This window comes from Pseudomonas sp. P4_C4, assembly GCF_056402055.1.
The window spans coordinates 46,331-60,767 of record NZ_JBFUID010000034.1; the positions used below are offsets into that span (position 1 = coordinate 46,331).

Consider the following 14,437-nt stretch of genomic DNA (forward strand, 5'->3'; position numbering starts at 1 on the left):
ACAATCCCCCCTTTTGTGCTCTGGAGACCTCACATGTCTGACTTCTCTGGCTTGCCGCTGGTGATCGAGCCGAGCGACTTGCTCCCTCGCCTCGACGCTCGCGAATTGATTCTGGTGGACTTGACCAGTGCCGCCCGCTACGCCGAAGGGCACATTCCCGGCGCGCACTTTGTCGATCCGAAACGCACGCAGCTCGGCCAGGCCCCCGCCCCGGGACTGATGCCCCCGCAGGCCGCACTCGAAACCTTGTTTGGTGAGCTGGGACACAACCCCGATGCGATCTATGTGGTGTATGACGACGAAGGCGGTGGTTGGGCCGGGCGCTTCATCTGGCTGCTGGATGTCATCGGCCACAGCAAGTACCACTATGTCGACGGCGGCCTGCCGGCCTGGCTGGCAGAAGGTTTGCCCATGTCGATCCAGATCCCGCCACCCGTGGGTGGCCCGGTTTCACTGACCTTGCACGATGAACCCACCGCCACCCGCGAATACCTGCAAAGCCGACTCGGCGCCGCCGACCTGGCAATCTGGGATGCTCGCGGCCCGCTGGAGTACTCCGGCGAGAAAGTCCTGGCAGCCAAGGGTGGCCACATTCCCGGCGCGGTCAATTTCGAATGGACCGCCGGCATGGATAAGGCACGCCAGCTGCGCATCCGCACCGACATGCCGCAGATCCTCGAACAACTCGGGATCAGCAAAGACAAAGAAGTGATTACCCACTGCCAGACCCACCATCGTTCTGGCTTCACCTATCTGGTGGCCAAGGCTCTCGGTTATCCGCGGGTCAAAGGCTACGCCGGCTCCTGGGGCGAATGGGGCAACCATCCCGATACCCCGGTAGAAATTTGAGATTTTTAAGGACCGTTAATGAACAAGCGTCTGTTTCTCCTCGGCCAGTACCTGCTGCCCCACAACTTGCTCTCGCGACTGGCCGGCTGCATCGCCGAATGCCGCGTGCGCTGGTTCAAGAATGCGTTCACCGCCTGGTTCGCCAAGCGTTATCAGGTGGACATGTCCCAGGCCCTGGTCGAAGACCTGACCGCCTACGAGCACTTCAACGCGTTCTTCACCCGTGCACTGAAAGACGGTGCCCGTCCGCTGGACGAAACCCCGGACGCGATCCTCAGCCCGGCTGACGGCGCGATCAGCCAGCTCGGCCCGATCGAGCACGGTCGCGTGTTCCAGGCCAAGGGTCACAGTTTCAGCGTGCTGGAACTGTTGGGTGGCGATGCGGCAAATGCTGCGCCGTTCATGGGCGGTGACTTCGCGACCATCTACCTGTCGCCGAAGGACTATCACCGCGTGCACATGCCACTGGCCGGCACCCTGCGCGAGATGGTCTACATCCCGGGTCGTCTGTTCTCGGTCAACCAGACCACCGCTGAAAACGTTCCGGAATTGTTTGCCCGCAACRAACGCGTGGCGTGCATTTTCGACACCGAGCGCGGGCCGATGGCCGTGGTGCTGGTGGGCGCAATGATCGTTGCATCGATTGAAACCGTCTGGGCCGGTCTAGTCACGCCGCCGAAACGTGAGCTGAAAACCTTCCGCTACGACGAAGCCGCACGCGCGCCGATCCACCTGGAAAAAGGCGCAGAACTGGGTCGCTTCAAGCTGGGTTCGACCGCTGTCGTGCTGTTCGGGCCGGATCAAGTGAAGTGGGCTGAAGAAATGACCGCCGGTACAGCGGTGCAGATGGGTCAGGGCATGGGCTCACCAAAAGCCTGATCCTTACTCTGATCTAATGTGGGAGCGAGCTTGCTCGCGATTGCATAGTGTCAGTCGACATCTTCGTTGACTGATACACCGCTATCGCGAGCAAGCTCGCTCCCACATTTATTTGTGGTGCCTAGAGCTGGCCGTCGCGATCGCGGAAGCCCAGCAGGTACAACACACCATCCAGACCCAGGGTCGAAATCGCCTGTTTGGCCGACTGCTTGACCAGCGGCTTGGCACGGAATGCCACGCCCAACCCGGCAATTGCCAGCATCGGCAGGTCGTTGGCACCGTCGCCGACCGCGATGGTCTGCTCCAAGCGCAAACCTTCCTTGTGCGCCAGTTCCTTCAGCAAATCGGCCTTGCGCTGCGCATCGACAATCGGCTCGACCGCCACGCCGGTGACTTTGCCGTCGACCACTTCCAGTTCGTTGGCAAACACGTAGTCGATACCCAGCTTGGCCTGCAATTGCTTGGCGAAGTAGGTGAAGCCGCCCGACAGAATCGCAGTCTTGTAACCCAGGCGCTTGAGTTCAGCGAACAGGGTTTCGGCGCCTTCGGTCAGGCGCAGCGAGGCACCGATGGAATCCAGCACATTGACGTCCAGACCTTTGAGCAAGGCCAGGCGCTCCTTGAAGCTGGCGCGGAAATCCAGCTCACCGGCCATCGCCCGTTCGGTGATTTCCGCAACCTTGTCACCCACACCGGCCGCCTTGGCCAGTTCATCGATCACTTCGGCTTCGATCAGCGTTGAATCCATATCGAACACCGCCAGGCGACGGTTGCGCCGGAACAGCGAATCTTCCTGGAAGGCGATGTCGACGTTCAGTTCCTGGGCAACGCTGAGGAATTCGGCACGCAGCGCCTGCGGATCAGCCGCCTCGCCACGCACGGAGAACTCGATGCAGCCCTTGCCCTTGTCGGCCGGGGTGTCCAGCGGCATACGTCCGGACAGACGATCGATGTGATCAATGTTCAGGCCATATTTGGCGGTGATCGAACTCACGGCCTGCAACTGCCCGGCTGTCACCTTGCGGGTCAACAGGGTCACGATGTGGCGTTTTTTACCCTGGTTGCCGACCCACTGCTGGTAATCCTCTTCGGACACCGGCGTGAAACGCACCTGTTGATCGAGCTCGTACCCCTTGAACAGGATGTCCTTGAGCACGGACTTGCCTTGTTCGGTGTCGGGAATTTCAACCAGGATGCCGAACGACAAGGTGTCGTGGATCACCGCCTGACCGATGTCGAGAATGTTCACACCACCCTGGGCCAGAACGCCGGTAATGGCCGCAGTCAGACCCGGACGGTCGACTCCCGTGATGTTTATCAGGACGATTTCGCGCAAGGCGCACCCCCGCAGGTGGAAAAAAAACGCATTCTACCCACTTTCAGTGACCATCGGGCACCGTGAGCGCTTTGACGGCCTAGGGCCTGTCGCTATACTGCGCGTCAACTTCACGGACAAAAGAGCCGAGCTCAAGTGAACCGGCCCACGCCAGTAAAAACCGACAACTTCTTCCTGCTGATCTTCCGGGCACTGCGCCACCGCCGTGTACCGATTGCATTGCGCATCGCCAGCCATAACGTGATCCTGGTCGCCCTGGCCCTGGTCATCTATGCCGGTGTGATGGGCTTGCAGTTCAAGCAGGCCATGCACGAGCAGGCGGATGCGCTGGGCGAAAGCCTGACCACGCAGACGGCCACCTCGGCCACCGAGCTGTTGGTGTCCAACGACATCCTCAGCCTCAACGTGCTGCTCAACAACCTGACCAAGAACAAGCTGGTGGCGCATGCAGCCATCTACAGCATGGATAACCGCATCCTTGCCGAAGCCGGTCAGCGCCCCAAACACGGCCTGCTGGGCGAAGCCGAGGGCATCTACCAGAGCAAGATCACTTTTCAGGACGTGACGGCTGGCCAGCTGCGCATCAGCCTGGACATGGATCAGTTCCAGCAGCCGATGACCATCAGCCTGCAAAGCATGGGCATTCTGAGCGCCATCCTGCTGGCCCTGTCTTTGGCCCTGAGCCTGCGCATGGGGCGTTATCTCTCCACGCCGCTGCTGCAATTGCGGGTGTGGCTGCGCAACATCGATGAATACACCCCGGCCACCGACCGCCAGGACGAAATCGGCGACCTGGCGCGTCAGCTGCACGCCAACTTCGCCCCGGAGCCCGCCCCTGTGCCGGAACCGGAACCGGAATTCGACGACATGGATGACGAAGCCGACCCGGCCTTCGAAGTCCGCAACCTGCGCGATCCGAGTTTCGACGAGAGCAGCCCGGTAGCGGCGCTCAAGCCAGCGCCACGGCAGATCGTCAGCACCGTCGAAGACGACGATGATGAAGATGAAGACCCGTTCGCCGACCTGCGCGACGAATCGCTGGGCAGCAACCCGCAACCGGTCATTCGCCAGGCCACACCGAGCGTGCCGCAACACAGCGCGGTGCTGGCAGTGCAGCTGGGCTCCCAGGAACAACTGCGACGCCTGCCGCGGGCACGTCTTGAAGAACTGCTCGAACGCTATCGCGACTGCCTCGATCAGGCCGCGTCGCTGTATCAAGGCGAAGTGGAAACCTTGAACGATGGCAGCACCTTGATGCTGTTCCACACCGAAGACAGCGGCGACGATTACCTGACCAACGCCATTTGCTGTGGCGAGCTGCTGCGGGCTCTGGGCCACCAGTTGCAGATCGAAGTCGCGGACAGCGGCATCACCCTGCAACTGCAGCTGGGCCTGACCCTCGGTGACGAATTGTTCGGCCTGAGCCAGATCGACCTGCTGCTGACCGACCCCGCCCAGGACGCCCTGGCCCTGTCGCAACACAGCCGCAACCTGCTGCTGGTGGAGCGCAAGATCAGTGATGACGCCTTGATCCGCCAGCGCGCACGGATCCGCCCGATTGCCAGCCCTGAGGGCGCGTGCTGCGTGGAACGGTTGATGGAGCCGTATCCATCGATGCTTGAACGGCAACTGGCGCGGATGCATGAGCGCCGCGCTTAAACCTTGACCCCAAGGTGAAGAAGCCCGTAGATGAGCGATCGTCTGCGGGCTTTTTTGTAGCCTGCTCTGGCCTCATCGCGAGCAAGCTCGCTCCCACATTGGTCTCTGTGAATACAATTCTTGCGTACGACCGCGCCCCCTGTGGGAGCGAGCTTGCTCGCGATGAGGCCGGGACAGGCGCTAGATATCTCCAACCTGCAGAAACAACAAAGCCCGCATCAATGCGGGCTTTGTTTCAAATCCATCCAGGCTTAGAAGCGGAACACTTCCATATCCGTCCGGACCGGCGCGGCCATCGGGATTTTCGGCTGCTTTTCCTGTTCTACCGCAGGTGCTGCCGCCTTGGCTGCCGGCTTGCGCGGGACCTCGGCGATCGGCGGCTGATTGGCCAGCGGCTTGAGCGCCACCGACAGCTGCTCGGCCAGGCGTTGCAGCAACACACCCTGAGCCTGGACCTGAGCCGCCGTACTACCGGCATGCTGCTCCTGCAAATGGATGATGCGGTTGTCGCGGACCTGCCCGCGACGGTCGATCAGGCGCCATTGCGCGTCGAGGACCGCCGGTTGTTTTTCACCCGAGTCCAGCCGCGTGATGGTCAGCAGTACCTGAACGTCCGGGGTGAAGCCCACTGTCGCCGGGGCCAGCACCACGCGCTGGCTGTCCAGGCGACCTGCGACCTGACGCAGCAGCAGCTGATCGATATCCGACGAAAGGCTGCCAGCCCAACGACCGTCGGTCGAGGCTTGCAGGCTGCCATCCGGCTGACGCTGCAACAGGGTTTCGCGTTGCAGGTAGTCGGCCACGGTGACCGGCCCCAACAATACCGCCATGCCCGCGTTCTGTGCGGGCTGAACCGGACTACCAGCGTCCAGTTGATACAACGACACCGGTTGGTGAACGCTGCAACCCGCCAGGCCAAGAACGCCGACGAGCAAAAGAATAAAAGGAAGGCGCAGAGCAGTCATCGTCCCATCCAGGTGATCGCTAAAAGGCTGATCACAGTGAAAATACTCAATAAATATGAAGAACGCGCGGCAATGCCGGCGCTTGAAAGGCCATATCATCCGTGAATATGCGTTCCGACTCCAGCGCAAAGCGCCGAACTACGGGTTAAATCGTAGATCGGCGCTTCTAAGTCGCCTAATTGAGGTTTTCGACGAGCAGCGCATCGACCCTCTGGAAGCCACGCGGCAACTTATTGCCACGACGGCCACGTTCACCCTTGTAGTGTTCGAGGTCGTCCGCTTTCAGTGACAAGGTCCGTTTCCCGGCCTGCAACACCAATGTTGCACCGTCCGGCAATACAGCGATGTCCGTCACGAACTCTTCGCGACTGGCCACTCGCTCACCGGGAATCCCGATGATCTTGTTGCCTTTGCCCTTACCTAATTGTGGCAGGTCGCTGATTTTGAAGATCAGCAGGCGACCTTCGGTCGTCACCGACGCCAGCCAGTTCTGCTCACGATCGGCCACTGGGCGCGGCAGCATGACTTTGGCGTTGTTCGGCAGGCTCAGCAGGGCCTTGCCCGCCTTGTTCTTGGCCTGCAGGTCTTCACCCTTGACCACAAAACCGTAGCCGGCGTCGGAGGCTATCACATACAGCGCATCGTCTTCCGGCATCAGCACGCATTCGAAACTCGCTCCCGGCGGTGGCGTCAGGCGACCGGTCAGCGGTTCGCCCTGGCCACGGGCCGACGGCAAGGTGTGGGCGGCCACTGAATAACTGCGGCCGGTGGAGTCGATAAACACCGCGAACTGGTTGGAGCGTCCGGCTGCCAGCGCCTTGAATCCGTCCCCGGCCTTGTAGGAAAGCCCAGTGGCGTCGATTTCGTGGCCTTTGGCGGAGCGAATCCAGCCTTTTTCCGACAAAACGACCGTCACTTTCTCGTTCGGCAGCAGATCGTGCTCGGTCAGGGCCTTGGCTTCGGCGCGCTCGACAATAGGCGACCGACGGTCATCGCCGTAGGTTTCCGCGTCCTTGATCAGTTCGCTGCGCACCAGTTTTTTCAACTTGGCTTCGCTGCTGAGCAGGGCTTGCAGCTTGGCTTGTTCCTTGAGCAGTTCATCCTGCTCGGCACGCAGCTTCATCTCTTCCAGTCGCGCCAACTGGCGCAAACGGGTGTCGAGGATGTATTCGGCCTGGATTTCGCTGAGGGCGAAGCGCTCGATCAGCGCGGCTTTCGGGTGCTCCTCGGTGCGGATGATGTGGATCACTTCATCCAGGTTGAGGTAGGCAATCAACAAACCGTCCAACAGGTGCAGGCGACGCTCGACCTTGTCGAGGCGGAATTGCAGGCGGCGACGCACGGTCTGCACCCGGAACTCCAGCCATTCGACCAGCAGCGCCCGCAGGTTTTTCAGTTGCGGCTTGCCGTCCAGGCCAATGATGTTGACGTTGACCCGGTAGCTCGACTCCAGCTCGGTGCTGGCGAACAGGTGCTGCATCAGCGCATCGTGGTCGAAGTTTTTCCGCGCGCCCGGAATGATCACGATCCGGCACGGGTTTTCGTGGTCGGATTCGTCACGCAAGTCGGCAATTTGCGGCGCCTTGGACGGCTTGGCCTGCATCATCGCGGCGATCTGTTCCAGCACCTTGGCGCCCGAGACCTGGTGCGGCAGTGCGGTGACGATGATGTCGCCGTCTTCAATGTGATACACGGCACGCATGCGCACCGAACCACGACCGGTTTCGTAGATCTTCAGCAGGTCGGCGCGCGGGGTGATGATTTCCGCTTCGGTCGGGTAGTCCGGGCCCTGGATGTGTTCGCAGAGCTGTTCGACCGTGGCCTTGGGCTCATCGAGCAAACGCACGCACGCCGTGGCGACTTCCCGCAGGTTGTGCGGCGGAACGTCGGTGGCCATGCCCACGGCGATACCGGTGGTGCCGTTGAGCAGAATGTTCGGCAGACGGGCCGGCAAGACCAGCGGTTCGTCGAGGGTACCGTCGAAGTTCGGGCCCCAATCAGCCGTGCCCTGGCCCAGTTCGCTGAGCAGCACTTCGGAATAACGCGACAACCGCGCTTCGGTGTAACGCATGGCGGCGAAGGACTTGGGATCATCCGGCGCACCCCAGTTGCCCTGGCCGTCGACCAGCGTGTAGCGATAGCTGAACGGCTGGGCCATCAGCACCATGGCTTCGTAGCAGGCCGAATCGCCGTGAGGGTGGAACTTGCCGAGCACGTCACCGACGGTACGCGCCGACTTCTTGTGCTTGGAATCGGCGTCCAGCCCCAACTCGCTCATCGCATAAATAATGCGGCGCTGTACCGGTTTCAGACCGTCGCCGATATGCGGCAGGGCACGGTCCATGATCACGTACATGGAGTAGTTGAGGTAGGCATTTTCGGTGAAGTCAGCCAGCGAGCGGCGTTCTACACCGTCCAGGCTGAGATCAAGGGAGTCGCTCATGCGGGCCTCATCGGTTCGTTGTCTGGCGCAGCAGCATGGTGCCACCGCGCTGGGTAAATTCAAGTTTGTTCAGTGCGCTCATGCCGAGCAACACCTGATCGCCATGCAGCCCCGGGGCCACCAGTGCGCGTACATCCCGCAGCACGATGTCGCCCAGTTGCAGGCGTTCGATACGGGTGCGATAGCCCTGGCTCAGGCCATTGGCCGTGCTCAGGGTCACGCCGAATCCTTCTTCGAGCTTCAATCGCCTGGCCAGATCCAGAGGGATCGATACATCGGTCGCCCCGGTATCGAGCATGAAGTCCACCGGCTGACCGTTGATCTGACCGCTGGCGACAAAATGCCCCTGCACATTGCTGGCCAGTTTCACCTCAATGAAACCTTCGCCCTGCTCCGAACTGACCACCACATTCGGATTTTGCTGACGCGCTTCCCACTGGCCGAAAAACCGCGTGGCCAGAAACAGCGCCGCACACCAGGCCAGCACCATGAACACCCGGCCGATGCGCTGCCCTGGGGTTTGTTGTCTCACGGCTTGGCACTCCAGCCACCTTCCGGTGCAGCGAAGCGCCAGACCACCGGACGGACTTCGCCATCGGCACGCGCGCCAAAATTGTTGTCGACACCGACCCAGGCGCCATCGGCATCCACGATCAACGCTTCTTCCAGTCCGTAGCTCTGTGGATAACGACGGTTTTCCTGCAACAACTCGGCGGCGTACGACCAGCAGCGCTCGACCTTGGCCGTCTGCGGATCCCGGCGGCAGATCTGGTAGGCGTTGCGTTCAAGGATGAACAGCTTGCCGTTGAACAGTGACAGGTCAGAGAAGTCCCGCGGCACGGCTTTGGCATGGGGAAACTGCTCGGGCTGCATTTCCATGCCCGCCTCGCTCAGCAGCACGCAACCACCGTCGCAATCCCACAGGGTCTGTTTGCGCTTGATCATCAGCAGTCCGCGGCCTTGCCGCTCGGCGGCGAACCACAACTGATCGCCTGCCGGATTGACCGCCAGCCCTTCGAACAACGCATTGAACTGCAACAGCAGGCCTCTGGCCCGTGCCTCGCGAACCAGCATCGGCGAGATCTTCAGCCAGGCGGCGGGCCCCGTTGGCGGCACTTGCAAGACAGCAGCATGGCCTTCGCTGACGATGTAGCGATTGCCGGCGCTGTCGCAGGTGATGCCTTCAAAGTCCAGATCACCGCCACGCACGAAAGAAGCCCCCCAGACGCGAGACTTCAGCCCCCAGGGCAAGCCGCTGTCAGGCACTGGCGGTGCGTTGATGTGCACCGTTTCAGCCTGCCAGACAGATTCGCTGGTATCCATGCGGTAGATCTGATTATCGTCGCGGTCGGAAACCGCCCACAGATCATTGCCGCACTGCGCCAGCCCGGACAGGTTGCCGCCGCGCATGCCGTCGACGACATGTTCAGACAACAGGCGCAACTGTGGCGCCGGCTCGGCGGATACCATGTTCGACGTCAGCAGCAACCCACAGGCCAGGGCAAAGCCCAGGCGCATCAGCCCAGAACCTCGGCCAGGTTGCCCTTGGACTCCAGCCAGGTCTTACGGTCACCGGCGCGCTTCTTCGCCAGCAGCATGTCCATCATTTCCGAGGTCGCCTCGAAATCTTCCAGGGTCAACTGCACCAGACGCCGGGTGTTCGGGTCCATGGTGGTCTCACGCAGCTGCGGCGGGTTCATTTCACCCAGGCCCTTGAATCGGGTGACCTGCGGCTTGCCGCGCTTCTTCTCGGCCACCAGGCGATCGAGGATGCCATCGCGTTCGGCTTCATCGAGGGCGTAGTAGATCTCTTTGCCCAGATCGATGCGGTACAACGGCGGCATCGCGACGTAGACGTGACCGGCATCCACCAATGGGCGGAAATGCTGGACGAACAAGGCGCACAGCAAGGTCGCGATGTGCAGACCGTCGGAGTCGGCGTCGGCGAGGATGCAGATCTTGCCGTAGCGCAGCTGGCTGATGTCCGCCGCGCCCGGATCGACACCGATGGCCACGGCAATGTTGTGCACTTCCTGGCTGGCCAGCACTTCGCTGCCGTCGACTTCCCAGGTGTTGAGGATCTTGCCGCGCAATGGCAGGATCGCCTGGAATTCCTTGTCCCGCGCTTGCTTGGCGGAACCGCCGGCGGAATCACCTTCCACCAGGAACAGTTCGGAACGCATCGGGTCTTGCCCGGCACAATCAGCCAACTTGCCTGGCAGCGCCGGGCCTTGGGTAATGCGTTTGCGCTCGACCTTCTTGCTGGCCTTGAGGCGACGGCCGGCGTTGTTGATCGCCAGTTCCGCCAGCAGCATGCCGGTTTCCGGGTTGGCATTGAGCCACAGGCTGAACGCATCCTTGACCACACCGGAGACGAACGCCGCCGCTTCACGAGAAGACAGCCGCTCCTTGGTCTGGCCGGAGAATTGCGGTTCCTGCATCTTCATCGACAGCACGAAGGCAATGCGCTCCCAGACGTCTTCCGGCGCCAGCTTCACGCCACGCGGCAGCAGGCTGCGGAATTCGCAGAATTCACGCATGGCGTCGAGCAGGCCTTGACGCAAACCGTTGACGTGGGTGCCGCCCTGGGCTGTCGGGATCAGGTTGACGTAGCTTTCCTGGACCGCGTCGCCACCTTCGGGCAGCCACAGCAGCGCCCAATCCACCGCTTCTTTATTACCGGCCAGGCTACCGCAGAACGGCTCGTCCGGCAGGCGCTCGAATTCGCTGACCGCATCCACCAGGTAGGAACGCAGGCCGTCTTCGTAATGCCATTCGACTTTCTCGCCGGTGGCCTTGTCTTCAAAACTGACCAGCAGCCCCGGGCACAACACGGCCTTGGCCTTGAGCACGTGCTTGAGGCGACTGATGGAGAATTTCGGGGAGTCGAAGTATTTCGGATCCGGTGCGAAGAACACGCTGGTGCCGGTGTTGCGCTTGCCGACCGTACCGACGATTTCCAGCTCGGTGGCCTTGTAGCCATCCTTGAAGGTCATCTGGTATTCGTTGCCTTCACGTTTTACACGCACCCGCACTTCGGTGGACAAGGCGTTGACCACGGAAATACCCACACCGTGCAGACCGCCGGAGAACTGGTAGTTCTTGTTGGAAAACTTGCCACCGGCATGCAGCTTGGTGAGGATCAACTCGACGCCCGAAACACCTTCCTCGGGGTGAATGTCCACCGGCATGCCACGGCCGTCGTCGCTGACTTCCAGGGAGTGGTCGGCATGCAGGATCACTTGCACCGATGTGGCATGCCCGGCCAAGGCTTCGTCGACACTGTTGTCGATGACTTCCTGGGCAAGGTGGTTCGGCCGACTGGTGTCGGTGTACATGCCGGGGCGCTTGCGCACCGGGTCGAGGCCCGAGAGGACTTCGATGGCGTCTGCGTTATAAGAGCTAGCGCTGGGAGTGGCCATGGGGTCTCGTCGTCAGTGTTCGGTGAAAAAAGAATTCATGGGGCTATCGCTCACAATGCGCTGAAATCGATTGCCTGATACAAATCGGCGCCAATGCCGGCAAAACTCAGCATGGCCGGCAGTTGCGTGGCAAAACCCTGGAAACTGTGGTCGCCGCCGGCCTGAATGCGCAAGGCACAGGCCCGGTAATACTGCTGGGCGAGGCGATAGTCCAGCGTTTCGTCCCCGGTCTGCAACCATACCTGATAACGCTGCGGCTCCTGGGGCACCGGCACTTCCAGTTCGGCCAGGGCCGCCACGTGGTCGTGGGTCATTTCCCAGGTCTCTTCGGTATACAGGTTTTTCTGTGTCCCCAGAAAGCCGTCGAACATCCGGTGCGGGCTGACGGCAGGGTTGATCAACAGGGCTTTCAAGCCAAGGCGCTCGGCCAAGTGAGTGGCATAGTAGCCGCCGAGCGAGCTGCCGACCAGCAGTGGCCGCCCCAGCTCGGCAATCGCCTGCTCCAGTTGAGCAATAGCCTGGCGCGGGTGATGGTGCAACGCTGGAACGCGCAAGTGTTCGCTCAGGCCCAAGCGCTCCATCACGTCGATCAACTGGCAGGCCTTCTTCGACAACGGCGAGCTGTTGAAGCCGTGGACATAAAGGATCGAACCGGACATTTGAGTTCCCTGTGCGTCGGCTAAAAGAGGCGGAGTTTACTGGATTTATCAGTAGCCGTTGGAACCGTAATCCACAGTGAAATCGAACCCGGTGACCCGCTCCACCCCGGTTTCCAGCCGCCCGTCGGGCAGCAGTCGCAACCAGCGATAGCCCGGTGCCTGTTCGCCGACCTTGAAATCCTCGCTGCCCGGTTCGAACTGGATGCAAGTCGAGGGCGAGGCGATCAGACGCACGCCGTTACGTAATTGATCGATTTCCTGGTGCACATGTCCCCACAGCACGGCACGCACTTGTGGAAAACGATCCAGCACTTCAAAAAACGCCTCGGGATTGCGCAGACCGATAGGCTCCATCCACGCGCAACCAATCGAAACCGGGTGATGGTGGAAGCACACCAGATGATGACGCTCCGGCGCTTCGCTCAACGCGCGGGCGAGCAGCTGCAACTGTTCATCCTCCAAATAACCCGGCACCGAGCCTGGCACGGCCGAATCAAGCAACGTGACCCGCCAGTTGCCGATATCCACCACCGGTTCGAGCAAAGCACTCTGCACCGCGGCCTCGGCCATGATCTGCGGCTCATCGTGATTACCGGGAATCCAGCGCGCCGGCGCATCGAGCTGGCGCGTCATGTCACGAAATTGCCGGTAGGACTCCAGCGTCCCGTCCTGGGACAGATCACCCGTTGCCAGGATCAAGTCAATCTGCGGCTGTTGCGCGCGCACCAGTTCGATGACCTTCTGCAGGCTGTCGCGGGTATTCATGCCCAGCAACGCGCCGTCCGCTTCGGCAAACAGATGGCTGTCGGAGAGTTGCACCAGCAACGCCGGATCGGCGGTGGTCAATGTGGATACGCTCGGCAAGGCGTTCTCCCAGGGCGTGATCACGGGGATGGGTAAGTGCCGCAATTATGCTGGGGGACGATCGAAAGGGGAAACCTGTGAACCTGACATAGTTCACAACTGCGCTTCACAACTAACGTACTACTTCGTATTCATGCCCCAGCGCCAGGCAATGGCTCAGCCATTCGCCCAGAAACATGTTCAACTGGGCCTTTTCGTCCGGCTGGTGCATTGAGGCGTTCGGGTAAGGATAGATGCCGCGAAAGCGTCGTGCATGTTCGGCGCTGACCACTTCGGCCATGCGCGCGTCGTGATAGACCTGCACTTCCAGTTGCGGCACCGGCAGCCAGGGCAGGCTGTGTTCCTGACGCACTTGCAGGGTCGTGGTGTAAGGACAGGTCAGCAGCACTTCCAGCGCCAGTACGCCGAGCATCTGGTCGCCATGGGTCACGGCGATACGCCGCGCGGCAGGCTCGCTGCGCATGTCCGGCAGCAGTCGCATCAGGCGTGCGTAGTTCGCCTCGCAGGACGCTTGCAGCCCCACCAGGTCCACCCGATAGCGATCGCGCAGCTTGTTTACGACCATAACCCCCTCACTTCAACGCGGTTCAAAGCCAGCCATTGCAAGGCAATGATGCTCGCCGCGTTGGCAATACGTCCATCGCGTACGGCTTGCAGGGCATCTTCGAAAGCCCAGACCGTGACGCGAATATCTTCTGCCTCTTCCTCCAGCCCATGCAGGCCGCCAACCCCGGTAGTGTCGCAACGCCCCAGGTACAGATGCACGAATTCGTTGCTGCCGCCCGGCGATGGAAAGTATTTGAGCATCGGCCAGAGCGCCCCGATTACCAGCCCAGCTTCCTCCTGCGCTTCGCGGTGAGCAACTGCTTCCGGCACTTCATCCTTGTCGATCAGACCAGCGACCAGTTCGATCAGCCACGGATTGTCGGTCTTGCCCATGGCACCGACGCGAAACTGCTCGATCAGCACCACTTCATCGCGCTGCGGATCGTATGGCAGCATGCAGACCGCGTCATGGCGAACGAACACTTCACGATTGATCTCGCGGCTCATGCCCCCGGCGAATAATTCGTGGCGCAAGTGCACGCGTTCGAGTTTGTAGAAGCCCTCGTAGCACTTTTCGCGCCGCACGATATCAACGGCGGTCGGAATGGCGTTGGCAAAATCCGTCATGACAATCCTCTTTTACTGCAAATCCTGTTCGAGGCTGCTTTTTTTCCTGGGCCTCGACTTCGCGCCATCCTAACGCGCCCGTGACGTTTGATGCAGCCCCTTTCCCGTCAGCGGGATGGACGGTGAGGGCGAAACCCACTCTAATTAGCTTAGTGGCGAACTGACTGCTTTGTTGAGAGTCGAAGCCG

General features: G+C 61.1%; 13 protein-coding genes. 3 read left to right on the plus strand and 10 right to left on the minus strand.

Features of this window, described 5'->3' with window-relative positions; translation table 11 throughout:
- Nucleotides 1-33: 33 nt before the first annotated feature.
- Both rhdA and asd read left to right on the plus strand, forming a co-directional pair.
- Nucleotides 34-849, plus strand: coding sequence for a thiosulfate sulfurtransferase (rhdA, locus tag AC1DXW_RS18150; protein ID WP_477754983.1), 816 nt, complete (start codon nucleotides 34-36; stop codon nucleotides 847-849).
- Between the two features lie 18 nt (nucleotides 850-867).
- A complete protein-coding gene (asd, locus tag AC1DXW_RS18155; RefSeq protein WP_477760287.1) occupies nucleotides 868-1,728 on the plus strand; it encodes an archaetidylserine decarboxylase in 861 nt (286 codons plus the stop codon).
- Nucleotides 1,729-1,849: 121 nt separating this feature from the next.
- Here asd and serB read toward each other — a convergent pair whose 3' ends face one another.
- A complete protein-coding gene (gene serB, locus AC1DXW_RS18160) occupies nucleotides 1,850-3,064 on the minus strand; it encodes a phosphoserine phosphatase SerB (protein ID WP_477753908.1) in 1,215 nt (404 codons plus the stop codon).
- 135 nt (nucleotides 3,065-3,199) lie between these two features.
- Between serB and AC1DXW_RS18165 the strand changes: the two genes are divergently transcribed.
- Nucleotides 3,200-4,723, plus strand: coding sequence for an AhpA/YtjB family protein (locus AC1DXW_RS18165; protein WP_477753909.1), 1,524 nt, complete (start codon nucleotides 3,200-3,202; stop codon nucleotides 4,721-4,723).
- A 251-nt stretch (nucleotides 4,724-4,974) separates the two neighbouring features.
- On the opposite strand, the gene AC1DXW_RS18170 is transcribed toward AC1DXW_RS18165, so the two are convergent.
- From AC1DXW_RS18170 to AC1DXW_RS18210, 9 genes are all read right to left on the minus strand, one after another.
- On the minus strand, nucleotides 4,975-5,688 hold the full coding sequence (locus AC1DXW_RS18170; RefSeq protein WP_477753910.1) for a PqiC family protein: 714 nt from the start codon (nucleotides 5,686-5,688) through the stop codon (nucleotides 4,975-4,977).
- Between the two features lie 175 nt (nucleotides 5,689-5,863).
- Complete coding sequence (gene parC, locus AC1DXW_RS18175; RefSeq protein ID WP_477753911.1) at nucleotides 5,864-8,131, minus strand: DNA topoisomerase IV subunit A; 2,268 nt, start codon at nucleotides 8,129-8,131, stop codon at nucleotides 5,864-5,866.
- Between the two features lie 7 nt (nucleotides 8,132-8,138).
- Nucleotides 8,139-8,663 carry a retropepsin-like aspartic protease family protein gene (locus tag AC1DXW_RS18180; RefSeq protein WP_477753912.1) on the minus strand — a complete coding sequence of 175 codons (525 nt, stop codon included), beginning with the start codon at nucleotides 8,661-8,663 and terminating at the stop codon, nucleotides 8,139-8,141.
- Complete coding sequence (locus AC1DXW_RS18185; protein WP_477753913.1) at nucleotides 8,660-9,649, minus strand: esterase-like activity of phytase family protein; 990 nt, start codon at nucleotides 9,647-9,649, stop codon at nucleotides 8,660-8,662. The genes AC1DXW_RS18180 and AC1DXW_RS18185 overlap by 4 nt, the downstream gene beginning before the upstream one ends.
- A complete protein-coding gene (parE, locus tag AC1DXW_RS18190) occupies nucleotides 9,649-11,553 on the minus strand; it encodes a DNA topoisomerase IV subunit B (RefSeq protein ID WP_477753914.1) in 1,905 nt (634 codons plus the stop codon). Before parE ends, AC1DXW_RS18185 begins: the two co-directional genes overlap by 1 nt.
- Nucleotides 11,554-11,603: 50 nt before the next feature.
- Nucleotides 11,604-12,212, minus strand: coding sequence for a YqiA/YcfP family alpha/beta fold hydrolase (locus tag AC1DXW_RS18195; RefSeq protein ID WP_477753915.1), 609 nt, complete (start codon nucleotides 12,210-12,212; stop codon nucleotides 11,604-11,606).
- A 48-nt stretch (nucleotides 12,213-12,260) separates the two neighbouring features.
- Nucleotides 12,261-13,076 carry a 3',5'-cyclic-AMP phosphodiesterase gene (gene cpdA / locus AC1DXW_RS18200; protein WP_477753916.1) on the minus strand — a complete coding sequence of 272 codons (816 nt, stop codon included), beginning with the start codon at nucleotides 13,074-13,076 and terminating at the stop codon, nucleotides 12,261-12,263.
- A gap of 112 nt (nucleotides 13,077-13,188) precedes the next feature.
- Complete coding sequence (locus tag AC1DXW_RS18205; RefSeq protein WP_007977461.1) at nucleotides 13,189-13,641, minus strand: DUF1249 domain-containing protein; 453 nt, start codon at nucleotides 13,639-13,641, stop codon at nucleotides 13,189-13,191.
- Nucleotides 13,632-14,249 (minus strand): NUDIX domain-containing protein, encoded by a 618-nt coding sequence (locus AC1DXW_RS18210; RefSeq protein ID WP_008016925.1) that lies wholly within the window; start codon nucleotides 14,247-14,249, stop codon nucleotides 13,632-13,634. Before AC1DXW_RS18210 ends, AC1DXW_RS18205 begins: the two co-directional genes overlap by 10 nt.
- Nucleotides 14,250-14,437 lie beyond the last annotated feature (188 nt).